Origin of the sequence: Sorangium sp. So ce385 (genome assembly GCF_051474135.1) — a bacterium.
GTDB lineage: Bacteria > Myxococcota_A > Polyangia > Polyangiales > Polyangiaceae > Sorangium > Sorangium cellulosum_D.
The window spans coordinates 13,120,487-13,145,465 of record NZ_CP150337.1 but is presented as its reverse complement, the minus strand read 5'-3'; the positions used below and the strand labels follow the sequence as shown (position 1 = coordinate 13,145,465).

The window sequence follows — 24,979 nt, the reverse complement described above, 5'->3', positions numbered from 1 at the left end:
TCGCCGCCCCCTCGCCTCTTCGCGACGCGGGCTCAATTCCCCGCGCTCTGCTCCTTCGGCGCCGGCGGCAGCGGCGGCAGCCCCGGGCGCGGCCGATACCCCGGCTTCCGGTACGACAGGATCGGGATCGCCTCGTTCTTGTACGGCGCGCTCTCCCCCGGCTTCGGGCACTGATCCCGCACCCAGTAGACGTCGAACGCGACGATCTGGTCGTCCGGCCGCCCGGTGCGCTCGTGGTACCCGAGCAGGTAGTCCTGGAGTCCGGGCTTGCGGAACGGCTTGTTCCGGTCGAGCCGGATCCGGTTGAAATAGTCCTGCCGGATCTGCCCGAGCCCGAGCCCCCGCGCGTCGGAGAGCTCGAGATCGGGCGGGAGCCCCGTGAACGGATCGACGTGCCGTCCGTCGACGGTGATCGCGTCGACGCTGATCGACCCGTCCTCGGTGATCGGGTTCGGGGCGAACATCCCCCACCCCTGGAGCAGCCGCGGATACACGATCGTCGCCTGCACGATCTTCGGCTGAGCGTGCTTGAGGACGGCAGGCACGCTCTTGTTCTCGTTGATGGCCTGGCTCACGGCGCAGAGCCCGAGGTACGCGACCAGCGCCTCCCGCGCGATCACCCGGCCGCGGGCGACCTTCTCCGCGAGCGGCGACGGGCTCCCCACCGCCAGCGCCCTCGCGCGCGGCGGCCGCGCCAGCCCGAAGAACCTGGCGATGGCGTCGCGCCGCCGCGACACGGCCGCGAGCAGCGCGCCGGGCGCGCCGAGGCAGAGCGCCCAGACCAGCGGGCGGGCAAAGCGACCGCCGGGGAGCGCCTGCAGGATCTCGCGCAGCGCCGCGGCGCCCCGGAACACCCGGCCATCCGACGGATCGCGCGCCTCGAAGAGCTCCGGCCGCGCCTCTGCTCCCCCCACCGCCTCCCCTCCCCCCGCGGCCTCCGCCTCCGCCAAGGCCGGCGCGCGCGCCTCCTCGAACCGGAGCAGCTCGAGGTGATCGAGCCGGAGCAGGAGCCGCATGATCGCGAAGGCGAGCGGCGAGCCCGCGTCGTAGACGACGACCCGGAGCGCCGCGCGGCGGCGATACCAGCGCTCGAGCGCGTCCCAGTGCTGCGACGTCGGCAGCAGGAACGACCAGCCGATCATGAACCACGAGAAGGGGCCGAGGCGCATCATCACGCCGAACGAGCCGTGCAAGGCCCACATCCCGAGCATCGCCAGCGCGCGCGTGAAGCGGCGGCCGTAGGGCGAGAGGATCCACATCACGAGCAGCGCCTCGACCATGAGGACGCCCCAGGTGAGCCCCCGCTTCGCCCAGAAAGGGATGTACTCCCGCGCGACGACCGCGAGCCCCGTCACCATGCGGTCGAGGTGCAGCACGTAATGCACCGTCTCGCCGCGGCGCCAGATGAGGCCTGACTTGTTGACGACGTTGAAATAATAGATGGTCGCCAGGTTGAGGATCGCGAGGAGCACGATCCCCGAGACGTACGGGCGCAGCGCCCACGCGGGGCGGCTCCGGTCCGCGAGATCCGCGGCCGTTCGCTCCTGCCGCTCGCGGTAGGAGCGGATCAGCGCGTCGACCGAGAAGCGCGTGCCGGTCGGCATGAACATCGCCCAGCAGGTGATGAGGTTCACGACGACATAGCCGCCGTTCTCGATCATGACGATCCGGTTGTCCCTGCTCGTCACGAGCAGGAAGGAGAGGATCGAGAACAGCCGCGTGTGCCAGCCGACGAAGAAGCAGAGGAAGCAGAAGAGCGAGAGCGCGAACGCGACGTGGACCTCTCCGAGCGACGAGAACGCGTGATAGAGGCTGAAGTTGAATCCGCTGCTCGGGTGAAAGAGGTGGTAGTGGTTGGTGAGCACCCCGTCGTTGCTGTAGATCCAGCGCGCCTCGGCCCAGTGGCGCACGCAGTCGCTCGCCAGGAGGAAGCCGAGCACCAGCCTGAACAGGCCGAGCGTGCGGACGTCGATGGTGCAGTAATGCTCCTTGATCCACCGCCCCGCGCGCCGGAGGCGGTCCCTCGCCGGCGGCCTCGGGGCTCCGGCTGCGGCCCGGGGCGGCGCGCCGTCGCCGGGCGGCGCGCCGTCGCCGGGTGACGCGCTCTGCTCCGGCGCCGCCTCGCCAGCATGCGCGCTCTGCTCCGGCGCCGCCTCGCCAGCACGCGCGCTCTGCTCCGGCGCCGCCTCGCCAGCACGCGCGCTCTGCTCCGGCGCCGCCTCGCCAGCACGCGCGCTCTCCTCCGGCGCGCCGCGATCGGCGGCGCTCGGGTCCTCGTCAGGCTCACGCATGCGAGCGCCTCAGTCCGGCTTGTTCGGTCGGGCGAGGCCCGGCGCGAGGGGCGGCATGCGCTCGCCGAGCTTCCCCATGCCCCCCCGCGAGTGCGAGAACAGCTTCTCCCGCTCGAAGGCCGTGGGGGCGGGCTCGCCGGGCGCGGGGGTCGGCGCCGAGACCCAGTACGCGTCGTAGCCCGTCAGCGACATCTCGCGCCCGCCCTCCTCCGAGAGCGGCCCGCCCTTCGCGAGGTAGTCGCGGAAGGCGCGCTGGAAATCGGACCACTCCGGCCGCCGGACGCGATCGAGGTAGTCGGACCAGAGCTGGCCGAGCCTCGCCCCGGGGTGCCCGGCCGGCTGCAGCCGCGGCTCCTCCCCGGTCAGCGGATCGATCGGCTGCTGCGCGCGCGTCTGGCCGTCGATCACGAGGAGCGCGTTGACCCGCGGCGGCTCGGGCGCCATCACGTCCCACCGCGCCAGCATGCGCGGCCACGACGCCACGCCGGCGAGCACCGGCCCCTGCGGGATGGCGGCCGCGCCGGGCAGCGGGTTCTCCTTCGCCGTCTGCGCCAGCATCGCGGCGAGCACCACGAGCACCGCCGCCTCGCGCAGCGACCCGAGCGCGAGGCGCGCCACCCGCACCGCCGGCGCGGGGCTCGGCGGCGCGGCGCCCTCGTCGTCGCCGTCCGCGTGGCTCTCGTCGAACAGCGGGATCCCGCACGCCTGCTTGCCGAGGAGCATGCTGATGTGGTGCCGGCGCGTCGCGACCACCTCGTAGAGCGCGTCGAGGAGGTGCGAGACGCCCGGCAGCTTGAGCGGCCAGGCGATCCAGCCGAACGGCAACGCCAGGAGCGCCTCGGTCACCGCCCCGCCCTGCGTGTGCACGCGCCCGTTCCGGTCGATCGCGAGCACCGTGCGCTCGACGAGCTCCGGCGTGACCTCCTTCGGCATCGGCACGCGCTCCGTGGCGCCCGTCTGGTTGCGGACGTAGAGCTCGTCGAGCGCGCCGTTGCCCTGGAAGGCCACGTGCCCGCGCAGATCGAGCCGCTTGATCAGGCGGCACAGCGTGAGGCACAGGCCGCAGTCGGCGTCGTACACGAGCGTGCGCGCCCGCCGCTCGTTCCACGAGCGCTCGTACGCGTCCCAGAGCTCGCCGGGGATCACGAGCGGCGCGGCGGCGGCGAGCCCCCAGCCGAACAGCCCGAGATCGAAGAAGACCCCGAGGATCAGCCCGTGCACCACCATCAGCGCGGCGGCGGCCCCGCGCGTCCAGCGGAAGAGCGCGGGGACGACGATGAGCGCCGGGATCGCGAGCTGCATGGCCCACGTGCCGAACGTGAGCCCGCGCAGCGTGCCGAGCGGCAGGGCGTCGCGGAGCCAGGTGCCCGCGTCGCTCGCCAGGCGCTCGGCGTGGAGCGCGTAGTAGAACGCCGTGCCGTCGCGCCACGCCTCGCCGCGCTGCTGGAGCGCCGTACACAGGTAGATGAGCGCGATCTGCAGCAGCACCGCCAGCGCGGCGAGCGACGTCGGCGACCAGCCGGGCAGGCGCTCGGCCTCGATCTCGGCGTCCGAGGTCCGCGACCGGTCGTTCAGCTCCGTGTCGCGCTTCTCGTCCCGGAGCGCCAGCGAGGCGCGGAGGCTGTCGAGCGACAGGCGGCTCCCGCAGGGCAGGAAGGCGGTGAACGCGAGCAGCGCGATCGCCGCGTAGTTGCCGGCGTTCTCGAGCAGGATGTTCCTCGACGTCAGGCTCACCAGCGCGAGGAGCGCGAGGACGTGAAAGACGCGCGTCCGGTAGCCGACGAGGAACAGGGCGTAGACGACGAGCGCGAGCGCGAAGGCGAAGTGCGCCTCCCCCACCGTCGAGAAGGCGTGGAACAGGCTGAAGACCTGCTGCTTGCCGCGGAGGTTGAAGAGGTGGTTGTGGTTCGGGAGGACGCCCTCGTTCGAGTAGAAGTCCCGCACCCACCGCCACCGCGCGAACAGGTCGGCGATGAGGACCAGCCCGAAGGTGATGCGAAACAGCCCGAGCGAGCGGGCGTCGATGCGCAAGAAATGATCGCGAAGTGATTTCACGGAGAGTCCTCGACCCGGAATCCGTAATCCGATGCATGCTCGAGCTCGGGGACGCTCGGCTGTCGCAAGAGCAGGGACCGCACGGTCCAGAGATCGCCGAAGACGCGGTAGCGCAGCGCGGTCTGGTCGAGGTAGTCGACGCCCGCGGAGCCGCCGGTGCCGGTGCGCCGGCCGATCACCCGCTCGACCATCCGCGCGTGGCGCTGCCGCCAGATGAGCATCGCCTGCTCCATCTCCAGGATGCGGTCGAGCACCTCGCGCGGCCACGCGAGCCGGGGCAGATCGCGGTAGCTCTCGATGAAGACGATCGCCGCGCGGACGGCCCGCCGCTTCTCGCGCGTGGCCGCGTCGGCGGCCGGGTCGTCCTCGGCGAGCAGGAACGCCTCGGCGTTCTCGTTCTCGGCCTCGTACCGCGCGCGGAGCCGCTCGACGTCCGCCGGGGTGAGCGCCTTGTCGATCGCGATCTGCACCCGGCGCTCGTTCTCGGCGCGCATCGAGCGCATGTAGTTGCGCAGGAAGCCCAGGACCGCCTCCGGCTCGCTCGAGCCGTCGATCGGCGTCCGCGACAGCCACTCGTACAGGTAGTGCTTGAGGCTCGGCCCGCTCGCGAGCCGCGCCTCGAGCCGGCGCGTCGCGGACGACGGCGACCCGTCGGCGGCCTTGAGCGCCTCCTTGTAGCTGCCCTCCCGGCCGAGCGGGATCCGGACCGCGTCGTCGAGCCCGAGCAGGACCTCGATCTCGCGTAGCTGCGCCGACTGGAAGCCGCTCGCGGGGATGAGGCGATCCCGGAAATCCAAGTAATCCCGCGTCGTTAGCGTCTCCATCACCCGGAAGTGCTGGATCGCCTGCTCGAAGATGGTGACGACCCGCCGGAACGAGCGCGCCGCGGAGGCGAGCTTCTGATCGGGCACCGGGTTCTGGCGGAAGAGCTCGCGCGCCGAGGTGAGCTCGCGGAGGATGAGCTTGAACCAGAGCTCGTAGATCTGGTGGACGACGATGAACAGGGCCTCGTCGTTGCTGACCTTCTGCTCGTCGTCGTCGAATCCACCCTGGAGGGCGAGCAGCTCCTCGACGTGGATATAATCCCAGTAGTTCATGTCGGTGGCGATCGCGAGACGGGCCGCCGGGGAGCTCGCGCGGCGCGCCGGCGCCTCGAGCGGCGCCGGGAGTCTACTTCCCGCGACCCCGGAAACGGAAGTGCGCCGGCGCCGCGCGCACGGAAAGCGCGCCCGGTCCGGAGGGCGGTTTCACGGGCCCGCCGCGCCTTCCACCGGCGGGGCGCGCGGCGCGTTTTCCACCCGCGGCGCGCTCACCGCGCGCCTGGGGGGGCGCCGGGCGGCGGGCCGACGTCGACGGCCGGCGCGCGCCGCAGGCCGTCGGGGCCGACGTCGACGGGCGGCGCGTAGCTCTTGAGCTCGGCCCGCTCGTAGCTCGCGCCGCTCGCCGCCTCGATCGCCACCACGCCGACGTCCGGGCAGAACGTCGACACGAAGCGCGCCGGCCTGTCGCCGAGGCGCTCCTCGACCGTCTGCACGCACCCCGTGAACCGGCCCGCGGGCACCTCGATCGCGGCGTCGACCGCGGCGATCCGGGCGCGGCCGCCGTGCTCGCCGGTCCACGTCGTGCCGGGCGCGATCGGCTCCTTGAGCACGAAGACGCCCGTGTCGCTGCGGATCACGCCCTCGGGGGTGAACGCGAAGCGCTTCACCCCGGAGGGGAACCGGAGCTCGCCGCGGCGCTCGTCCGCGCGGTGCACGCGCGCGACGAGGAGGCCCTGCTCGCCGCCCTCGCTCATGGTCGCGTAGTGGTAGATGTGCCCGTCGACGAGCGGAAAGTAGCGCTCGGCCTGCGTGCCCGAGGAGGCGCCCTGCTGCCCGTCGGGCGCCGCGTTCCACGCCGCGGGCCGGGCCGGGGCGGGCGCGCCCCCGCAGCCGAGCAGCGCGAGCCCGAGCGCGGCGAGCCGCCGCGCGCGGGGGCGGCCGGGGGTGCGCTCGATCGCGGGGCTCACCGCGCTGCCTCGTCGGTGGTACCGGGCGGGGTCGTCACGCGCGGGGTCGTCACGGAGACACGTGGCTGTGGGACCAGTACCAGAGCGACAGGAACGCGAGCAGCGCCGCCGCCGCGAGGAGCAGGGCGACGGCGAGCGGATCGGGATCGGTCCGGCGCAGCAGCGCCCGCGCGGCGCGGCGGATCTCGTCGCGCTCGCGCTCGTGCTGCTCGGCCAGGTCCTGCGCGGACTTCACCTCGTCGCGAGCGCGGTAGGGGTGGTCCTCCTCCGGAGGCTCGCGGCCGGGCTTGCTGCGCTCGATCTCCTCCGCCAAGAGCCGCCTCGCGCCTGCCCGGACCAGCGCGTAGTCGCCGCGCTCGAACGCCTGCTCGAGGCGCTCGATCTCGGGATGGCGAGGGCGCTCCGGCGCGGCGTTGCCGGGGGGCGACGCCCCCTTCTCGTCGCGCCGCTTGGCGCGCTTCTTCGTCCGGCGCCGCGGCTCGGCGTCGGCCGGCTCGCGCGGCGGGGAGGTCGCGTCCGGCCCGGCCGGCGCAGGCCGGTCGGCGGCGGCCGGCGCGCGCTCGCCGTCCTCCGCCGGCTCGGGCCGTCCAGCGGCGGCCGGCTCCGGACCGTCGATGTCGGCCGGCGCCCTGTCCGTCACGTGCAGCTCTCGGTGGTGATGAAGGCCATGGCCGAACCCCTGGGCGGATGTCGAGACGCGGCAGGCTACCTCGAACCCGAGCCCACGTGCCCCAAAAAAGCCCGCAAAACCCGGGGTCAGCCGCCGCGGCGCGGCCTACTGCAGGCCCCGGCCCCGGTCGACGTCCATGGGCTCGGGCCGGTCTCTCCAGGGGACGGCCGCCTCGCCCTCGCCGCTCACCACGCAGCGGAGCGCCTCGCACGCGGCCCGGTAGTACGCCTTGCGGCCGCAGCCGACGGCCTTGAACTGGCCGCCGAGCTGCTCCTCGACGCGGACGTCCTTGTCGGGACAGTCGAGGTCGGAGGTGGCGCGCGCCCGGACCATCGGCATCGCGTTCGACGGCACGTTGGCCACGCTGCACGCCGGCGAGAGCGCGCCGGCCAGGAGGGCGGCGAAGGGGACGAGGGCAGCGGCACGGGACGGGCGCACGGCACGAGCGTAATGCACCGATCCTCCGGCGATCCCCAGAAATGAGCCGGCGATGCGGCGAGCCCGGCGCCCGGGCTCCCCCGTGGTCGAGCCCTCCCGCCCGCCCGGCGCCCGGATCAGAACTGGAAGTACACGAACGGCACCGCGGCGGCGCTCGCCGCCTCGTGCAGCGAGACCGCGACCAGGAACAGCAGCGCGCCCTGGAGCGGCGCGGGCGCCGCGATGAAGGCGCCGCGGGCGCGCTCGTAGAGGCGCTCGGGCACGTAGTGGGACAGGAGCGCGACCGCGAGGAGCGCGACGAGCACGGGCGGCAGGTTCGGGTGGAACGTCGTCAGCGTGCCGATCTGCCGCAGGATGAGCACGGCCTGCGAGAAGGTCGGCACGCGGAAGAAGATCCACGCGAGGCAGACGTAGTGGAACGTCAGCAGCACGCACAGCGCGCGGATCGGGAAGCGGGCGAGGGGCGAGCGCGCGGCCGACGCTGCGCCCTCGCCCTCCGGACGCCGGCGCCTCACGGCGCGCTGGAAGGCGCGCGTCACGGCGAGGCCGAGACCGTGGAGGAAGCCCCAGAAGACGAAGTTCCACGACGCCCCGTGCCAGAGGCCGCCGAGCAGCATCGTGATCATCAGGTTGCGGTACGTCGCGAGCTCCGAGCCGCGGTTGCCGCCGAGCGGGATGTACAGGTAGTCGCGGAGCCACGTGGAGAGCGAGATGTGCCAGCGGCGCCAGAAGTCGGCGAGGTTCTGCGCCTTGTACGGCGCGTCGAAGTTCTTCGGGAACCGCACGCCGAGCAGCAGCGCCGAGCCGATCGCGATGTCGGTGTAGCCCGAGAAGTCGCAGTAGATCTGCGCGGCGTAGCCGTAGACGCCCGCGAGGACCTCCAGGGCCGAGTAGTTCTCCGGGCGCTCGAAGACGCGGTCGACGAGGTTGAGCGCGAGCTGATCCGAGAGGACGACCTTCTTCACGAGGCCGATCGCGACGAGGAACAGCCCCTCGCCCGCCTCCTCGCGGGTGAGGCTCGGGGCGCGCTCGAACTGCGGGAGCAGGTCGCGCGGGCGCACGATGGGGCCGGCGACGAGGTGCGGGAAGAACGCGACGAAGAGCAGGTAGCGGAGGTAGCTCCGGTGGGGCGGGAGCTCGCCCCGGTAGACGTCGATGACGTAGCTCATCGACTCGAACGTGAAGAACGAGATGCCCACCGGCGGCAGGAGCACCCGGAACGCGTGCCCGACGCTCGCCGGCTCGCCCGTGAGCAACGCGCGCAGCGCGGCCGCGTTCTCGAGGGCGAAGTTCCAGTACTTGAAGAAGCCGAGGAACCCGAGGTTCAGCGCCACGGTGGCGATGAGCATCGCGCGACGCGCCCGGGGCCTCGTCTCGCGGGCGATCGCGCGGGCGAGCAGGAAGTCGACGGTGGACGAGGCGAAGATGAGCGGCAGGTAGCGCCAGTCCCAGGCCGCGTAGAACCCGTAGCTCACGAGGAGCAGGAACACGACGCGCGCGCGGATGCCGGCGAACCGCACGAGCGCCCACGATCCGACGAAGACGGCGGCGAAGAACTCGGCGTAACGGAGGGTGTTGAAGAGCACGGCCGGTCGGAGCCCGGGTCAGGCTTGCGGCGAGGGGGGGCGCGGCGGCCGGCAGGGCCGAACGCGCGGGCTACCCGGGCGGTGGGCGCCGTCTACCACGACGCGCGCCCCGCGGTGCAGCCGGCAGCGCGGCGCCATGTTGAACGGCGCCCCGCGTCGTGCCAAGGATGGAGCAGATGCTGGGTCGCCTGATCCTCGGGATTGTGAAGGGGCTCATCGTGGGGGGCTTGCTCGGGTTCGGGCTGGCGAAGCTCGGCTACGCGGCGCCCATCGCGATCGTCGCCTACGTGGCCGCGGCGCTCGCCGGGGTCCTCGTGGGGCTCGTCGCCGGCAAGCCCATCTGGGCCAAGGACGCGAAGATCGAGGCGGGGATGAAGGCCTTCGTGGGCGCGCTGCTCGGCGCGGGCCTGATGTACGCCGCGCGGCGCTGGCTGACCATGGAGGTGCCGGCGCCGCTCGGCGAGCTCGGCGGCGCGAACCTGTCGCTCGGCGAGGCCGCGGGGAGCGCGGGGACGTTCGGCGGCCTCGCGATCACGTCGCTCGCCGCGATCGCCGCCCTGCTCGGCGGCTTCTACGAGGCCGACAACGACCCCTCGGACGAGGAGAGGCCGGGCGCGAAGCCGGCGGTGAAGGCCGCGGCCGGGGGCAACAAGCGCATCGCGGCGTCCGCCGCGGCGGACGAGCTCGACGACGATCTCGAGGTCGAGCCCGAGAAGAAGCGCGCGAAGAAGTAGGCCGTGCCGGTCGCGCGGGCGCTCCTCTATGCGGCCTCGCTCGGCGCGCTCGCGCTGGTCGCGCGGTCCTTGCTCGTCGCGCCGGTGCCCTTCGCGGTCGCCGGCGCGGCGATCGTCGGGTACCTCGCGCTCGTCCTGTGCGGGGTCTTCTTCCTCGGGCTCGGCATGTTCGTGGACGTCGTGAAGCGCGGCCCGCCCGGCGCGCGGGGCGTCGCGCTCACGTTCGACGACGGACCCAGCCCGGAGCACACGCCGCGGGTCCTCGATCTCCTCGACCAGGCGGGCGTGAAGGCGACGTTCTTCGTCATCGGCCGCAAGGCCGAGGCCCACCCGGAGCTCGTCCGCGAGATCGTGGCGCGGGGCCACGCCGTCGCGCTGCACAGCCACGCGCACGACCGGCTCTTCTCGCTGCGCTCGGCCCGCGCCGTCGAGCGCGACCTCCGGCGGGGCCTCGACGCCCTCGAGCGGATCACCGGCGCCCGCCCGACGCTGTTCAGGCCGCCGGTCGGCCACACGAACCCGCGCATCGCCCGCGTCGTCGACGCGCTCGACCTCGACGTAATCGGCTGGTCGGCGCGGGGGTTCGACGGGCTCGCCGGGGCAAGCCCCGAGCGGGTGGCGGCCCGGGTCATCCCGGGGCTCCGCGACGGGGCCATCGTGCTGCTGCACGACGCGGCCGAGCGCGACGACCACGCGCCCGCGGGGGTCGCGGCGCTCCCGCGGATCCTCGCGGCGATGAGCCAGCGCAACCTGGTCGGGGTCCGCGTCGACGCGTGGCTCGACGAAGGTGGCCGGGACGACGCCCTGGCCTAGACCATTTCTCGCAGGTGGCGCTACGCTCCGTCCGATGGCTGCGCCGGTGAGTCTGACGCTCTTTGCGCATATCGCGGCGAGGCCGGAGGACGAGCTCGACCTCGCCGAGGCGGCGCTCCTCATCGACGACGCCGCGTACCCGGGCCTCGACATCCCGCATTACCTCGGCGTGCTCGACCAGCTCGGCGGCGAGGCGCGCCGGGCGATCGAGCGCCCGCTGCGCGCCCCGGAGGCGACGCCCGGCAGCGGCCCGATCGAGCAGCTGCTCCGCTGGTTCTACGGCGACCTCGGGTTCCACGGGAACGCGGGCGACTACTACGACCCGAAGAACAGCTACCTGCACGAGGTCCTGGATCGCCGGACGGGCATCCCCATCACGCTGGCGGTCGTGCTCCTCGAGGTGTGCCAGCGCGCCGGCCTGGAGGCGCAGGGCGTGTCGTTCCCGGGGCATTTCCTGGTGAGGACGCCGGTCCGCGGCGGCGTGCTGCTCATCGATCCGTTCGAGGGCCGGCTGCTCGGCCGGGACGACCTGCGCGCGCTGCACACCCGCGCGACCGGCGCCACGCGCGATCCGGACCCGCGGCTGCTCGTGCCGGCGCAGAAGCGGCAGATCCTGGTGCGCATGCTGAACAACCTGCGCTCGATCTACTCGAGCCGCTCGGACGCGGCGCGGCTGCGCAGCGTGCTCGAGCGGATGCAGGTGCTCGCGCCGACCGACGAGCTGCGGAAGGAGCTCGACCAGCTCGGCGGGGAGCGGCCGTGGCCGCCGCTGGGGCGCGGGCTGAACTGACATCGCCCGATCGCCGCTCGCGCGCTGCGCGCGATCGGATACCCTCGTTGGCATGGGTCAACCTGCCGCGGCCCCCCTGACCTTCGAGGAGCTCTACCAGCGCATCCGCGCCCTGCCCGAGCACCTGACGGGCGAGATCCTGGAGCCCGGCGTCCTCCGCACGATGTCGCGGCCCGGGAAGCGGCATCGCCGCGCGGCCAGGCTCTGCCTGCACGGCCTCGTCCCGTTCGACGCGAACGTCGGCGGCGCCGGCTGGTGGATCGAACCCGAGACCGAGATCCGCTTCCCCGGCGGCCGGCTCGTCGTGCCGGACCTGTGCGGATTCCGCGTCGAGCGGGTCCCCGAGCTGCCGGACGAGAACCCGCTGACGATCCTCCCCGACTGGTGCTGCGAGGTCCTGTCGCCGCGGACCGCCCGCGACGACGTGGCGGTGAAGCTGCCGCTCTACGCGCGCGCCGGCGTCGGCTGGAGCTGGATCGTGGACCCGATGCGCCGGCTGGTCGAGGTGTTCGAGACGGTCGGCGAAAGGCCGGCGCTCACGGCGACGGCGCAGGACGACGAGCGCGTCGTGCTGCCTCCGTTCCACGGAGAGCTCGCGGTCGCCTCGTGGTGGCTTCCGGGTGCCGTCGAGGAGTAGCGCCCGGCGCCGCGGCCTCCCCTCGGCCGCGGCCGAGCACGAATCCGTCCGGTAGGCCCCGGGCCGTCGATCGCGGCGGCGCACGCCCATGAAACCTGCGTGGCCGCCGCGGAGCAGCCCTGTCCGCGGGCGGCGCCAAAACGGCTTCACGCTTGACAGGCATTCTCGTCCACGCTTACGTTCCAGCCAATGTCGCGACACCCATCATGCGGTGTCGGCCGTCGGGCTGCCGAGATCACCAGGTTCGTTGTCCTCTGGTGCCTTTGACGCCCTGGTGGTTGGTAACGATTCCTCGTATGGAGCCATGTCCGCCGCGCTCACGACCCTGGCGACGCGCGTGACGGTTCCATCAGCTCATCCCGGGATGCAGTCATGTGGTTTCCTGAGCTCGCGGTGCCTCTCGGCGGCTTCGCCCGCCCCGAGAAGGCTCGTCCTCGCGCGGTGGTCGAGTCGCTCGCGCGCCGCGCCGGCATCGAGATAGGCGGGCGCGGCCCGCTCTCCGTGCGCGTCCTCCGCGACGATGTCTACGATATCGCGCTCTCCCGCGGGCTCACGGGCCTGCGCGACGCCTACGTCGACGGCGCGTGGGAGGCGGAGCGCCTCGACGTCGTCACCGAGCGGCTCCTGTCGCAGCGCGTCCCCTTGCCCTGGGCCGCCCGCGCGGAGATCGCCGCGGGCGCGCTCTCCGGCCGGCTCCGCAACCTCCAGAGCCGCGCGCGGAGCGCGCAGGTGGGGAGGCATTACGATCTCGGCAACGACCTTTACCGCGCCATGCTCGATCGCAACATGGTCTACAGCTGCGCCTACTGGCGGGGCGCCGCGACGCTCGACGAGGCGCAGGAGGCGAAGCTCGATCTCGTCTGCCGCAAGCTCGGCCTCGCGCCCGGCATGCGCGTGCTCGACATCGGGTGCGGCTGGGGCAGCTTCGCGAGGTTCGCCGCGGAGCGCTACGGCGTCTCGGTCGTCGGAATCACCATCTCCCGCGAGCAAGCCGAGCTCGGCGCGGCGCTGTGCGCCGGCCTCCCCGTCTCGATCCGCGTCGAGGACTACCGGCAGCTCGACGCCACGGCCGAGCGGTTCGACCGGATCGTCTCGCTGGGGATGCTCGAGCACGTCGGGTACAAGAACTACCGGCGCTATCTCTCCATCGCGCGGCGAAAGCTCGTCGACGACGGCCTGTTCCTCCTGCACACCATCGGCGGGAACGTGTCCAAGACGTCGTACGACGCCTGGATGAACGACAACATCTTCCCGAACGCGCTCCTCCCCTCCGCGGCGCAGCTCACGGAGGCGTGCGAGGGCGTCATGGTGATCGAGGACTGGCACAACTTCGGCGCGGACTACGACCGGACGCTGATGTGCTGGTTCGAGAACTTCGACCGGAGCTGGCCCCGGCTGCGCGACCGGTACGGCGAGCGCTTCTACCGGATGTGGAAGTGCTATCTCCTCACGTGCGCCGGGGCGTTCCGCGCGAGGGCGGCCCAGCTCTGGCAGCTCGTCCTCTCTCCGTCGGGCGTGCGCGGGGGCTACCACGCGCCGCGCTGAGGGCGCGCGCCGCAGCGCTCCCGGAGAGGGCCTCTGCCATGTCCGTGCAACAGCTCCGCCAGCAGCTCTCGCCGTACCGTCACAGGACGCTCGGATCGGCGCTCCTGCGCATGGGCCTGTCGCTCTCCGCCTACGGGGCGGCGTTCTACGGGGCCATCACCGCCTCGTCGCTCCTCGCCGGGCTCGCCTGCGGCCTCGTCGCCGGCCTGTTCAGCGGGAATCTCTTCATGATAGGTCACGACGCGTGCCACGGCAGCTACACCCGCCTGCCGACGTGGAACCGCGTCCTCGGCCGCATCGCGTTCCTGCCGTCGTATCACCCGTACAGCGTCTGGGACCTCTCCCACAACCGCACGCACCACGCCTACACGAACCTGAAGGGCAAGGACTTCGTCTGGACGCCCCTCTCGAAGGCGGAGTTCGACGCGCTCCCGCGCCTGCGCCGGGCGCTCTACCGCGCCTATCGGACGCCGCTCGGGCTCTCGCTGTACTATCCGCTCGAGATCTGGCGAGAGCGGCTGTTCTTCCCCCGGCGCGAGCACCTCGACCGCCCGCGCCGCGTCTATACGCTGGATTGCCTGCTCGTGCTGTCGATGATGCTGGCGCAGCTCGCGGCCATCCTCTGGGCCGGCGCCGCGGGCGCGCCGGGGCGCCCCGCGTGGCTCGGCTGGCTCTCGGGCGCGGCGTTCGGCGTCGTCGTCCCGTGGCTCGCGTTCGGCTGGCTCATCGGGTTCGTCGTCTACTTCAATCACACGCACCCTTCCGTGATCTGGTACGACAGGCGCGACGCGTGGTCGCTCGCCGAGGCCACGGTGCGCGGCACGGTGCACCTCCGGTTCCCCGCGTGGACGCGCCCGTTCGCGTCCAACATCATGGCTCACCTCGCCCACCACATCGACCCGCGCATCCCGCTCGTCCGCCTCAAGGAGGCCCAGGAGCGGCTGGAGGAGCTGCTGCCGGGTCGCGTCGTCGTCCAGGCGTGGAGCGTGAAGGAGCTCCGCCGCATCCTCCGCGTCTGCCGGCTCTACGACTACGACGCGCGCCGCTGGACCGACTACGACGGCAGGCCGACGTCCGAGCGGGCGCGGTTCCACGACGGATGTCACGAGACGGGCCGCGAGGCAGGAGGATGACGGGATGAAGCGCGAGCGTGCCTTTCAGGTCGGCGACGTGTCGGCGGTCGAGCGCCGCTTCACGGACGAGGACGTCCTCGAGTTCCAGCGCATCTCCGGCGACGCCGGCCGCCATCACGCGCAGCCGGACGCGCAGGGCAGGCGCGTCGTGCACGGCCTGCTCACGGCGACGCTCCCCACCCGGCTCGGCGGCGAGATCGATTTCCTCGCCCGGGAGATGCAGTTCGAGTTCCTGCGGCCCGTCTTCACCGGGGACACGATCCGCTGCGAGGCCACCATCACCGAGGTCGCGCGCGAGCCGGGGCGCGTGCGCCTCGCGATGCGCGGCGGCTGCTGGAACCAGGACGGGAAAGAGGTGATGCGCTTCCAGGCCCGGGGCGTGGTGCTCGACGGAGGAGCGTGAGGGCGGCGGTGCGCGCGCGATCCGTTCACTGGCTCGACCACGCCCACGCCGTCCTGTCCCGCCGCCGCCGGCTGTTCGCGGCCGGCTGGGGCGACGAGGGCGTCCTCGACCGGGTCCCGACCATCGCGCGGTTCTCGGAGCCCCCGCGCGCCGCGGCGGTCGCCTGGGGGCGGCCGCGGCCGGACGGGCTCGTCGACGTGACCGACGGCTCCTTCGCCGCCGCGCTCCCGGGCCTGCCGCCCTGCGCGGGCACGGCCTTCGTGCGCCGCATCGCGCCCAGGGCGCCCGAGCGGGGGCGCCGCCGGCCGGTCTACGTCGCGCTGGCGGCCTCCGGCGACGAGGGCTTCGCCGCGCGGACGCGGCTCTTCCGGCCGCTCGCCGCCCGCGAGGGCATCGAGGTCATCCTCCTCGAGAACGCGATGTACGGCCTCCGCCGGCCCCCCGGGCAGCGCGCCACCGCGATCCGCACCGTGGCCGAGCACCTCTTGATGAACCTCTCCACCGTCGAGGAGACGCGCGCGCTCGTCGAGCACCTCGCCCGCGAGGGATACGAGCGCATCGGCGTCGTCGGCTTCAGCATGGGCGGGACGTCGGCGGCGCTGGCCGCGGCGGTGACGGCGCGCCCGCTCGCGGTCGCGGTCTTCGGCGCCGGCCGCAGCGCCGTGCCGGTGTTCACCGAGGGGATGCTGTCCGTCAGCGTCGAGTTCGAGGCGCTGGGCGGGCCCGCGGCGGCGCGGGCGCGGCTCGGCGCCCTCTTCGGCGCCGCCGACCTCGACCGCCACCCGGCGCCGCGGCGGCTCGACGCGACCGTCCTCGTCGGCGCGCGCCGCGACGGGTACGTGTTCCCCGATCAGGTCGAGGCGCTCCACGCGCACTGGAGGTCGAGCGAGCTCCGGTGGCTCGACACCGGGCACGCCGGCGCGATCGTCTACCAGGCCGAGGCGCTCCGGCGCGCCGCCGTCGACGCGATGGCGCGGCTCGGCGCGTAGCGAGCGCGAGGCCGCTCACCCCGCGGCGCCCGGCAGCTGCACCACGAACCGCGCCCCGCCCTCGGCCCCGGCCTCGACCCCGATCGCGCCGCCCGCCGCCTCGACGAGCCCGCGGCACACCGCGAGCCCGAGCCCCGTCCCCTCGCCGACCTCCTTCGTCGTGATGAACGGCTCGAACAGCGTCTCGCGGACCGCCTCGGCGATCCCCGGCCCGTTGTCCTCGACCTCGATGCGCGCGCCCCCGCCCGCGGCCCGCGACGCGCGCACCCAGACGCGCCCGCCGGCGCGCGGCACCGCGTCGGCCGCGTTCAGGAGGAGGTTCAGGAGCACCTGCACCAGGCGGCCGTGCGACAGCTGGACGGGCGGCACGTCGGGCGCGACGTCCCGCACGAGCTCGACCGCGCGGAACGCCTTCTGCGGCGAGACCAGCGAGACGACGTCCTCGAGCGCCTCCGCGACCGAGCCGGAGGGCTCCTCCCCGGCGTCGCCCGCGCCGCGCGCCGCCGGCCGCGCGAAGTCGAGCAGGTCGCGCAAGATCTTGTGAATGCGCTCGGTCTCGCGCTTCATCCGCTCGAGGAACTCGCGCTCCTCGTCGGGCGTGAGCCCCCCGGCGAGCAGGAGCTCCTGGAAGCCGAGGATCGCCGCGATGGGGTTGCCGATCTCGTGCGCGAGCCCCGCCGCGAGCCGCCCCACGGACGCGAGGCGCTCGGAGCGGACGAGCCGCTCCTGCGCGCTCTTCAGGTCCGCCGCGTAGCGCTCGACCTCGGCGATCTTCGCCCGCAGCGACTCCTCGTCGGCCCGGAGGCGGGCCGTCATGTGCGCGAGGCTCGCCCCGAGCTCCGCGAGCTCCCGCGCGCCGGCGCGCGGCGCCTCGAGGTCGCGCGCCCCGCCGGCCACGCGGCGGGCGGCCTCCGACAGCGCGTCGACCGGCCGCACCACGAGGCGCGTCATCGCGATGTACGCGAACACGAGCAGCGCCAGCGCCACGACCCCCGTGTAGAGCGCCACGATCCGGACGAGCGGCGCGGCGGGCACCGTCGACGGGTCGGTCGGCACCAGCACGGCCACGGAGCCGACCTGCGGCGGCCGCGCGGGCGCCGCGCCGGGCTCCGCGTCCGCGTCGGCGCGCGGCGCCGCCTCCGCCTCGGGCGCCGCCTCCCGCGCGTGCTCCGGGACGACGACCAGGACCGCGCCGCCCCGCGCGGTGCGCACGGTCCTCAGCACCTCCGCGCCCGCCTCCACCGAGGCCGGCAGCGCCGCCGCCGCCTCCGGGTCCCCGGCGCGGTCGACGAGCGCGCCCGCCGCGTCGTAGACGCCGATCGCCGACGCGCCGTCCGGCCCGAGCTGCGCCTCGAGCAGCGGCGAGAGCTCCGGCGCCGACCGGCTCGCCCGCGCCGCGGCGACGTGCCCGGCGATCGCGCGGCCGATCGCGCGGGCGCTCGACGCGCGCGCGCCGACCATCGTGGCCCGCGTGAGGTTCGCGACGGCGAAGAAGAGCGGCACGAACGCCAGCACGAGCAGCGCGCCGAGCGCGAACAAGAGCTGAAGCCGGATCCCGAGCCGCACGGCGTGTCCCTGCCCCTTCGGCGCCATCCTCGCCCAGGTCGCCCCCGATCGCACGGGGCAGGCGGCGGATCCGCCGCCCACGCGCGCCGCCCGGCGAGCCGGGGCGGCGCGGATCGAGGGAGCTGGGCCGCCGCTCGCCGCCCGCCGCGACGGCGCCCCGGCGCAGGATCGGCCGTGCGCGCCGAGGGGAGCCGAGCCGCGCCGCGCAGGCTCGAGAGCAGGAGACCCACCGGCGCGCTGCGGCAACCATGCTAGCCTGACATGTGGGCTGTCCGGCGAGCGACGCGCAGGGCCAGACGAGGAGCGCACCGGGCTCAGGCCGACCGGGCCCAGCGCGCGCCGAGGACGAGCGCGACGCGCCGGCCGAGGAGGAGCGGGACACGCCGGCCGAGGACGAGCGGGACACGCCGGCCGAGGAGGAGCGGGACATGCCGGCCGAGGGCGCGTGGGCGCCGGCGCTCCTCGGCGCGCCGGGCGCGCTGATCTGGGAGGTCTCCGGCGAGGCGCTCGAGCTGTCGACGGCGCGCGCGCCGGCGAGGGAGCTGTTCGGGCACGCCGCCGAGCGCTGGGCGGCCGATGACGGCCTCTTCTGGCGGCACCAGCACCCGGAGGACCGGTCGCGGCTGCTCGCCTTGGCGCGCAAGGTCCTCGCGGAGGGTTCGACCGAGCGCATCGAGCACCGCTTCTTCGCCGCCGACGGCCGCACGGTGTGGCTCAGCAGCGAGCTCGCCCGCCGCGCGGACCCCGCCGGCAGGGGGCCCGTCGCCCGCGGCATCTCCGTCGACGTCACGCGGGCCAAGGTCGCCGAGGAGGCGCTCCGCGAGAGCGAGGAGCGGGCGCAGGCGCTGCTCGAGTCGACCGAGCAAGGGATCTACGGGCTCGATCGCGCGTGCCGGTGCACGTTCGCCAACCGGGCGTGCGTGCGGCTGCTCGGGTACCGCGACGAGGCGGAGCTCGTCGGCCGCGCCATGCACCAGCTCGTCCACCACACGCGCGAGGGCGGCGCGCCGCTGCCCGAGTCGGAGTGCCGGATCTGCCGCACGGCCTGGGGCGGCGAGGCCGCGCACCTCGCCGGCGAGCTGCTCTTCCGCGCCGACGGGACGAGCTTCCCCGTCGAGTACTGGTCCCGCCCGGTCCGCAGGCAAGGCGAGGTCGTCGGCGCCATCGTCACGTTCGTGGACATCACCGAGCGGAAGCGGAGCGAGCAGCTGCTCTCCGCGCAGGCGCTCATGGGCGCGCTCCGGGCCGAGGTGAGCGCGGCGCTGTCCCTCCCCGGGACGATGCGCGAGCTCCTGCAGCGCTGCGCCGAGGCGATCCGGGGGCACCTCGACGCGGCGTTCGCCCGCATCTGGCTGCTCGACGAGCGCGCGCAGGTCCTCGACCTCCGCGCGAGCGCGGGGATCTACACGCACCTCGACGGCCCCCACAGCCGCATCCCCGTGGGCAGCTACAAGATCGGCCGTATCGCGAAGGAGCTCCGGCCGCACCTCACGAACGACGTCCTCCGCGATCCCCAGGTGAGCGAGAAGGGCTGGGCGCGGCGCGAGGGCATGGTGTCGTTCGCCGGCTACCCCCTGCTCGTCGAGGACCGGCTCATCGGCGTCATGGCGATGTTCGCGCGGCGGCCCTTGCACGAGCAGGTGCTCGACGCGCTCGGGACGATCGCCGTCACGGTGGCCCACGGGATCGAGCGCAAGCGCGCCGAGGACGCGCTCCGGGAGAGCGAGGCCAGGCGCGCCGCCGAGCACGCGGTCCTGCGGCGCATCATCGGGCAGAGCGGCGACGGGATCGTCATGGTGGACGAGCACGGCGTCGTCCGCCTGATGAACCCCGAGGCCGAGCGGCAGCTCGGGCCGGCCACGGAGCTCACGATCGACGCCTGGGCGCGCGCGACGGGCGCCGCCCCGCCGGAGGGCGCCCCGGCGCCCGCCGCGGAGACGCCGCTCCACCGCGCCCTGCGCGGGGAGAAGGTGGAGAGCGTCTGCTGGCAGGTCCAGCGGCCGGACGGCTCGGCGCGCGTCCTCTCCGCGAGCGCGTCCCCGCTGCGCCGCGCGGACGGCGCGCCCGCGGGCGCCGTGATGAACACCCGCGACGAGACCGAGCGGCTCCGGCTGGAGCACGAGCGCGAGCGGCTCCTCCGGAGCCTCGAGGAGGCGGTCGAGGTGCGCGACGAGTTCCTCTCCATCGCGTCGCACGAGCTCAAGACGCCGCTCACGGCGCTCCTCCTCCAGGTGGAGAGCCTGCGCCGGGCGCTCCGGCTCGGCCAGGCCTCCCAGGACGCGGCGCGGCTCGACGCCAAGCTCTCGACCATGCACCGGAGCGTCTTCCGGCTGAGCGACCTCGTGAACGAGCTGCTCGACGTCTCCCGGATCTCGGCGCGGGGCCTGTCGCTCCACGTCGAGGAGTTCGACCTCGTCGCGCTGCTCCGCGAGAGCGTCGAGCGGTTCGAGGAGGGGCCGCGCCGGGGCTCGTCGATCCGGCTGCTCGGGGGCGAGGAGGTCCTCGTGCGCTGGGATCGCGCCCGCATGGAGCAGGTGATCACGAACCTCCTGTCGAACGCGGTGAAATACGGCGCCGGCGCGCCCATCGACGTGCGCGTCGAGGCCGACGCCGAGCGGGTCCGGTTCGCCGTGCAGGATCGCGGCATCGGCATCGCGCCCGGCGACCAGGCGCGCATCTTCGAGCGCTTCCAGCGCGCGGCGTCGGTGATGCACTACGGCGGGTTCGGCCTCGGCCTGTGGATCGTGCGGCTCATCGTGGAGCAGCACGGGGGCGCCGTGCGGGTGGAGAGCGCGCCGGGGCGCGGCGCGACCTTCTCGGTCGAGCTGCCGCGCGCCGTCGGCGCGGGCGGCGCCCCGCCGGAGGGCGGCCCGCCGCCGGCGCCCGCCGCGAGGTAGGACGCGCGCTCGCCCTCGCCGCGCGCAGCCGCGGCGCATCGAGGCGGCGCCCGGCGTTGTCGCATCCTCACCCACCTCACCGGCCGGCCGCCCGCAGCCGAGAACTGGGCCCGGAGGATCGACCTCTGATAGCGGCATGCGAGCCCATGGCCAACCTGGTGCTCGCCGTGCTCACCGCCCGACGTATCGCGCGCAACGCGGCGCCGCTCGCCTGCGCGCTGGCCCTCGGGGGGCTCGTCGTCCTCGACGCGGCCGAGCCCCTGCCGAAGCTCGCGGCCGCCGTGGCGCTGATCGTGCTGGTCGCGGCGCTCGTCCAGCGGGCGCGGCGGCGCGCCGCCGCCATCGAGGCGAGCGCGCTGCTCGACCTCGAGGTCGGCGCCCTCCTCGTCGTCGCGACGTTCGCCGCGGTCCTCCGCCTCGACGGCTCGCTCGACGGCGACGCCCACGCCGCCCTCTACGTCGTCATCGCCCTCGTGAGCGCGTTCGCCCGCCCCGGCGCGTCGCTCCTCGTCGCGCTCGCCGCCGCGGCCCTCGAGCTCGCCGTCCGCTCGGCCATGGCCAAGCGCGGCGCGCCGATCGCGTGGGGCGCCGCCGCGCCGCACATCGGCTTCATGGCCGTCTTCTCGGTGCTGAACGCGGCCATCCTCCGCGCCGAGATCAGCCGCGTCCGGAAGGCCTCCAACACCCGGCTCAAGGCCGAGATCGAGCGGCTCCGCGACGACGCGCGCAGCTACCGGCTGCTCTCCGCCCCGGCCCAGGCGCGCGGCGCCGCCCAGAAGGGCGACGACGAGCGGCTCGCCCGCTCGGGCGTCGAGGAGATCCACCAGTCGGTGCTCTTCGCGCTCCGCCTCCTGCGCGAGTCGCTCGATCTCTACACCGCGATGCTCCTCTGGCAGAACGACGCCGGCACGCACCTGCGCATCAGCGAGCTCGCGAGCGACGCCCCGAACCTCTCCGAGGGCCCGTTCCTCTCGGGCGACGGCGTCTTCGGCGCGGCGATCACGCAGCGCGCGCCGGTCGTCATCGGCGGCCTCAAGCCCGGCTACAAGCTCCCCTACTACGTCGGCGCCTCCCCGGTGCGCGCCGTGTGCGCGCTGCCGGTGTTCGAGCACGGCCAGCTCCGCGGCGTGCTCGTCGTCGATCGCGTCGAGGACCGGCCGTTCTCGCCGCGGGAGCTCGAGCTCATCGACGAGGCGTGCCGCTACGCCGTGCGCGCCATCCAGAACGAGCGCGTCTTCGTCCAGCTGGAGCGCGCCAAGGTCGAGCAGGGCAAGCTCTACCGCGCCGCCGAGGCGCTCGGCGCCGCCACGACCGAGCCGGGCGTCATCGAGGCGGGGGTCACGAGCGCCCGCGAGATCACGTCGGTCGATTTCGCGGCGGTCACGCTCTACGACGAGGCCCAGAAGGTCCACGAGATCCGCGCCGTGAGCGGCGATGGGGTCGCCGAGCTGACCGGGCAGCGGTTCCGCCACAACGCCGGGCTCGTCTCGATGGTGCTCCAGAACCGGCACCCGCTGCCGTACCGCGGCGAGTACGACGAGAAGCGGCAGATCGTCTTCACCCGCCGCGTCACGCCGCCGTCGATGCCGTCGATCATCGTGCTCCCGCTCGTCGTCCACGACCGGCCGCTCGGCACGCTGGTCCTCGGCTCGCGGCGGCGCGCGGCCTTCACCGACTCGGTGCGCAGCACGCTCGAGGTCCTCGCGAGCCACATGGCCGTGTCGCTCTCGAACGCGCGGATGATGCGGCGCCTCGAGGAGCTCGCGACCATGGACGGGCTCACCGGGCTGCTCAACAAGCGGGCGATGCTCGAGGTGGCCGACCAGAAGATCACGGCGGCGCGCCGGTTCTCGCGGCGGCTCTCGGTGCTCGTGACCGACATCGACCACTTCAAGAAGGTGAACGACACGTACGGCCACGACGTGGGCGACGTGATCATCAAGGGGCTCGGCGACGTGCTCCGGCGCGCCAAGCGCACGACCGACGCGGTCGCGCGCTTCGGCGGCGAGGAGTTCGTGGTGATCTGCGAGGAGACGGACGCGCGCGGCGCGATGCTGCTGGCCGAGCGCGTGCGCGAGGAGCTCGGCCGGACGACGTTCCACGCGGCCGGGAGCAACGGCCCGGTGCAGTGCCAGGTCACCTGCTCGATCGGGATCGCCACGTACCCCGAGGCGGGCAGCACGTGGGAGGAGCTCTTCAAGGCCGCGGACGAGTCGCTGTACGTCTCGAAGCGGTCGGGCCGGAACCGCTCGACGGCGTGGTCGCCGTCGATGCGATCGAACAGCGCGCACCCGCCCGCGGCGGAGGCGACCGCGCCGGCGAAGGCAGGGTCGGAGCCCCCGGCGCCGGCGAGGGCCGCGGCGGAGGCGGCCGCGCCGTCGAGATCCGCGGCGAGGACCGCGGCGGAGCCGGGCGCGGCGGCGAGGGCCGCCGCGGTGAGGGCCGCGGCGGCGCCCGCCCCGCCGCGCAGGGCGCCCGTGGGCAGCGCCGCCCCGGCGCTCGCGGGGCCGGACAGCGCGCCGGCGGCCGGGAGGCGCGCCGCGGCCTCGGGGCCGCCACCGGCGAAGACGCCCGGCGCGCCCGGCGAGGCCGAGCCCCGGAGCAAGCCGAGGCGTCCGTCGGAGGCTGATCCCTCGAGCAAGCCGAAGACCGCGGCCTGAGCGCCTGCGCGCCGCTTGCGGCGCCAGCGCGGCGGGAACATAAGCCTGCTCGAGAGGCCAAGGAGGAGCGATGAGCTCGGACCCCGATCGCGGCGACCCCAAAGAGGATCTCAAGCAGGGGCTGAGCCTGCTCTGGCGCGCGGCGCGCAAGACGGCCGGGGACCTGCGCAGGGACCTCGACCGCACGAGCGTCGGCAAGGCGGTCGACGACGCCGGGCGCGAGCTCGTGCGGGCGGCGACGAACGTGGTCGGCCGGCTCGGCGCCGAGCTGAGCAAGCGCCCGCCGGCGCCGCCGCCGCGGGACGAGCGTCCCCAGGACGGCGCGGAGCCCGACGTCCCACCGACGCGGCCCGCCGGGCCGACGCCGGAGGACCCTGGGTTCCGCATCGCGGTCGACCCGGAGGACAAGGGCGACAAGCCTCGCTGAGGTGCGGCAGCGCGGCGCCGGTCAAGGCGCGCTAGCCGCGGCCTTCCTGCCTTCCTGTTCACCTTCTGCGGCCGATCTGTCGGCGCGCGCAGCCGCCGTGTCGGCGATCTTCGCGGCGGTGAGCCCGTCGGCCTGCACCACGCACGCCTGGACCGGCCGGCCGAGCGACGCGCGCCCTGTCACGGCGCCGCCCTGCGCGTCGAGGAAGGTGATCCCGCCGCGCGCGTCGCACAGCGCGAAGCCGCCGGTGTACGCCGCGCCGCCGAGGAAGTCGCTCTCGCCGGCGTGGGCCCACGCGAGCGCGCCCGTGCGCGCGTTGATGCCGACGGCGGCCCGGTAGTACGTCGCCACGAAGCGCTCCGCCTCGATGCCGGGCGGCCCGGAGGCGCGGGGGCGGGCGTAGAGGCGCGCCCTGTCCTCGGCCGAGGCGACCGGCGCGAGCACCTCGGTCCCGTCGCTCATCCAGACCGGCGCCCCGGGCAGCTCGCGCGCCGGCAGGCGCGCGGTCGACGCGCGGCCGGCCGCGCCGAGGCCGATGGCCGCGTCGAAGCGCGTCGCCGCCGAGCCGCCGCCGAAGAAGACGGCGCCGCCGAGCAGGAAGGCGCGGCTCACCTCGGTGCGGAGCAGCGCCCGCGCCGCCTCGCGGCCCGTCTGCAGGTCGAAGACCGTGACGTACCGCCCCTGCCACGGCAGGAACGCGTAGCGCCCCACGACGGCGGGCACGCCGATGTCGGCGTCGTCCTCGATCTGGCGCTGCACCATCCCGTCGTGGCCGATGGCGAGCACCACGCTCATGGTGCCGGTGGTCGACACGAGCGACACCACGGTGGTCTCGCCGTCGTCGCCCGCGCCGCGGAGCCTGCCGCCGGCCCGCCGCATCCAGAGCAGCTGGCCGGTGCGCGCGTCGAGCGCGAACAGCTCGCCCTGGCCGAGCCCGACGACGACGCTCCCCGCGACGGCCGGCCGCGCGTCGAGCGGGTGCTCGAAGGTCCACGCGGCGCCGCCGCCGAGCGGCACCCCGACGAGCTCGCGCGCGCCGGTGCCGCCCACGACGCCGACGGCCACGTCGGCGCCGATGGGGATGGGTCTTCCGGCGAAGCGCCGCTGGAAGGCCGCGATGCCGGCGCCGCCGTCGTCCTTCCAGCGCGGGTCGAAGGCCTCGCCCTGCGTCTGTCCGCCGCCGCAGGCGACGGAGAGCGCCGAGAGCGCGGCCGCCGCGAGGAGGAGCGCGCGGGCGGCGGCGCGGGGCGGGCGCGGGGGTCGCATGCGAGGAGTCCTGCGGCGGTCGTAGCGCGGCTCCGGCTGGCCGAGCAAGGAACCGTCGGGGCGGTGGGGGC

20 protein-coding genes are annotated in these 24,979 nt (G+C 74.4%); 11 read left to right on the top strand and 9 right to left on the bottom strand.

The window, feature by feature from the left end; genetic code table 11:
* Nucleotides 1-32: 32 nt before the first annotated feature.
* From WME83_RS48145 to WME83_RS48115, 7 genes are all read right to left on the bottom strand, one after another.
* Entirely contained in the window at nucleotides 33-2,291 is a 2,259-nt protein-coding gene (locus WME83_RS48145) for a hypothetical protein (protein WP_437316436.1), read from the bottom strand.
* A gap of 9 nt (nucleotides 2,292-2,300) precedes the next feature.
* On the bottom strand, nucleotides 2,301-4,346 hold the full coding sequence (locus WME83_RS48140; RefSeq protein WP_437316435.1) for a DCC1-like thiol-disulfide oxidoreductase family protein: 2,046 nt from the start codon (nucleotides 4,344-4,346) through the stop codon (nucleotides 2,301-2,303).
* Entirely contained in the window at nucleotides 4,343-5,443 is a 1,101-nt protein-coding gene (locus WME83_RS48135; RefSeq protein WP_437316434.1) for a tryptophan 2,3-dioxygenase family protein, read from the bottom strand. The genes WME83_RS48140 and WME83_RS48135 overlap by 4 nt, the downstream gene beginning before the upstream one ends.
* Before the next feature lie 212 nt (nucleotides 5,444-5,655).
* Nucleotides 5,656-6,354 (bottom strand): hypothetical protein, encoded by a 699-nt coding sequence (locus WME83_RS48130; RefSeq protein ID WP_437316433.1) that lies wholly within the window; start codon nucleotides 6,352-6,354, stop codon nucleotides 5,656-5,658.
* A 49-nt stretch (nucleotides 6,355-6,403) separates the two neighbouring features.
* A complete protein-coding gene (locus WME83_RS48125) occupies nucleotides 6,404-6,994 on the bottom strand; it encodes a hypothetical protein (protein ID WP_437316432.1) in 591 nt (196 codons plus the stop codon).
* Between the two features lie 135 nt (nucleotides 6,995-7,129).
* Entirely contained in the window at nucleotides 7,130-7,462 is a 333-nt protein-coding gene (locus tag WME83_RS48120; RefSeq protein ID WP_129580382.1) for a hypothetical protein, read from the bottom strand.
* A 116-nt stretch (nucleotides 7,463-7,578) separates the two neighbouring features.
* Entirely contained in the window at nucleotides 7,579-9,048 is a 1,470-nt protein-coding gene (locus tag WME83_RS48115) for an MBOAT family O-acyltransferase (protein WP_437316431.1), read from the bottom strand.
* Between the two features lie 176 nt (nucleotides 9,049-9,224).
* Here WME83_RS48115 and WME83_RS48110 point away from each other — a divergent pair, with 176 nt between their 5' ends.
* The 8 genes from WME83_RS48110 (at nucleotide 9,225) to WME83_RS48075 (ending at nucleotide 16,092) form a co-directional block, all read left to right on the top strand.
* Complete coding sequence (locus WME83_RS48110; RefSeq protein ID WP_437316430.1) at nucleotides 9,225-9,782, top strand: hypothetical protein; 558 nt, start codon at nucleotides 9,225-9,227, stop codon at nucleotides 9,780-9,782.
* Nucleotides 9,783-9,785: 3 nt separating this feature from the next.
* Nucleotides 9,786-10,595, top strand: a complete 810-nt coding sequence (locus WME83_RS48105) for a polysaccharide deacetylase family protein (RefSeq protein ID WP_437316429.1) — start codon at nucleotides 9,786-9,788, stop codon at nucleotides 10,593-10,595.
* Between the two features lie 46 nt (nucleotides 10,596-10,641).
* Entirely contained in the window at nucleotides 10,642-11,385 is a 744-nt protein-coding gene (locus tag WME83_RS48100; protein WP_437316428.1) for a SirB1 family protein, read from the top strand.
* 52 nt (nucleotides 11,386-11,437) lie between these two features.
* Nucleotides 11,438-12,022, top strand: a complete 585-nt coding sequence (locus tag WME83_RS48095) for a Uma2 family endonuclease (protein WP_437316427.1) — start codon at nucleotides 11,438-11,440, stop codon at nucleotides 12,020-12,022.
* A 372-nt stretch (nucleotides 12,023-12,394) separates the two neighbouring features.
* Nucleotides 12,395-13,567: a cyclopropane fatty acyl phospholipid synthase gene (cfa, locus tag WME83_RS48090; protein WP_437316426.1), complete on the top strand. Its 1,173-nt coding sequence runs from the start codon at nucleotides 12,395-12,397 to the stop codon at nucleotides 13,565-13,567.
* Nucleotides 13,568-13,605: 38 nt separating this feature from the next.
* Complete coding sequence (locus WME83_RS48085; protein ID WP_437316425.1) at nucleotides 13,606-14,700, top strand: fatty acid desaturase; 1,095 nt, start codon at nucleotides 13,606-13,608, stop codon at nucleotides 14,698-14,700.
* 4 nt (nucleotides 14,701-14,704) lie between these two features.
* A complete protein-coding gene (locus tag WME83_RS48080; protein ID WP_437316424.1) occupies nucleotides 14,705-15,103 on the top strand; it encodes a hotdog domain-containing protein in 399 nt (132 codons plus the stop codon).
* A gap of 8 nt (nucleotides 15,104-15,111) precedes the next feature.
* Nucleotides 15,112-16,092, top strand: coding sequence for an alpha/beta hydrolase family protein (locus tag WME83_RS48075; protein WP_437316423.1), 981 nt, complete (start codon nucleotides 15,112-15,114; stop codon nucleotides 16,090-16,092).
* Between the two features lie 15 nt (nucleotides 16,093-16,107).
* Here WME83_RS48075 and WME83_RS48070 read toward each other — a convergent pair whose 3' ends face one another.
* A complete protein-coding gene (locus WME83_RS48070) occupies nucleotides 16,108-17,685 on the bottom strand; it encodes an ATP-binding protein (protein ID WP_437316422.1) in 1,578 nt (525 codons plus the stop codon).
* 236 nt (nucleotides 17,686-17,921) lie between these two features.
* Between WME83_RS48070 and WME83_RS48065 the strand changes: the two genes are divergently transcribed.
* The 3 genes from WME83_RS48065 (at nucleotide 17,922) to WME83_RS48055 (ending at nucleotide 23,642) form a co-directional block, all read left to right on the top strand.
* Entirely contained in the window at nucleotides 17,922-20,555 is a 2,634-nt protein-coding gene (locus tag WME83_RS48065) for a PAS domain S-box protein (RefSeq protein ID WP_437316421.1), read from the top strand.
* A gap of 146 nt (nucleotides 20,556-20,701) precedes the next feature.
* Nucleotides 20,702-23,215: a sensor domain-containing diguanylate cyclase gene (locus WME83_RS48060; protein WP_437316420.1), complete on the top strand. Its 2,514-nt coding sequence runs from the start codon at nucleotides 20,702-20,704 to the stop codon at nucleotides 23,213-23,215.
* 70 nt (nucleotides 23,216-23,285) lie between these two features.
* Nucleotides 23,286-23,642, top strand: a complete 357-nt coding sequence (locus WME83_RS48055) for a hypothetical protein (RefSeq protein ID WP_437316419.1) — start codon at nucleotides 23,286-23,288, stop codon at nucleotides 23,640-23,642.
* 21 nt (nucleotides 23,643-23,663) lie between these two features.
* Here WME83_RS48055 and WME83_RS48050 read toward each other — a convergent pair whose 3' ends face one another.
* Entirely contained in the window at nucleotides 23,664-24,908 is a 1,245-nt protein-coding gene (locus WME83_RS48050) for an outer membrane protein assembly factor BamB family protein (RefSeq protein ID WP_437316418.1), read from the bottom strand.
* Nucleotides 24,909-24,979: the final 71 nt, after the last annotated feature.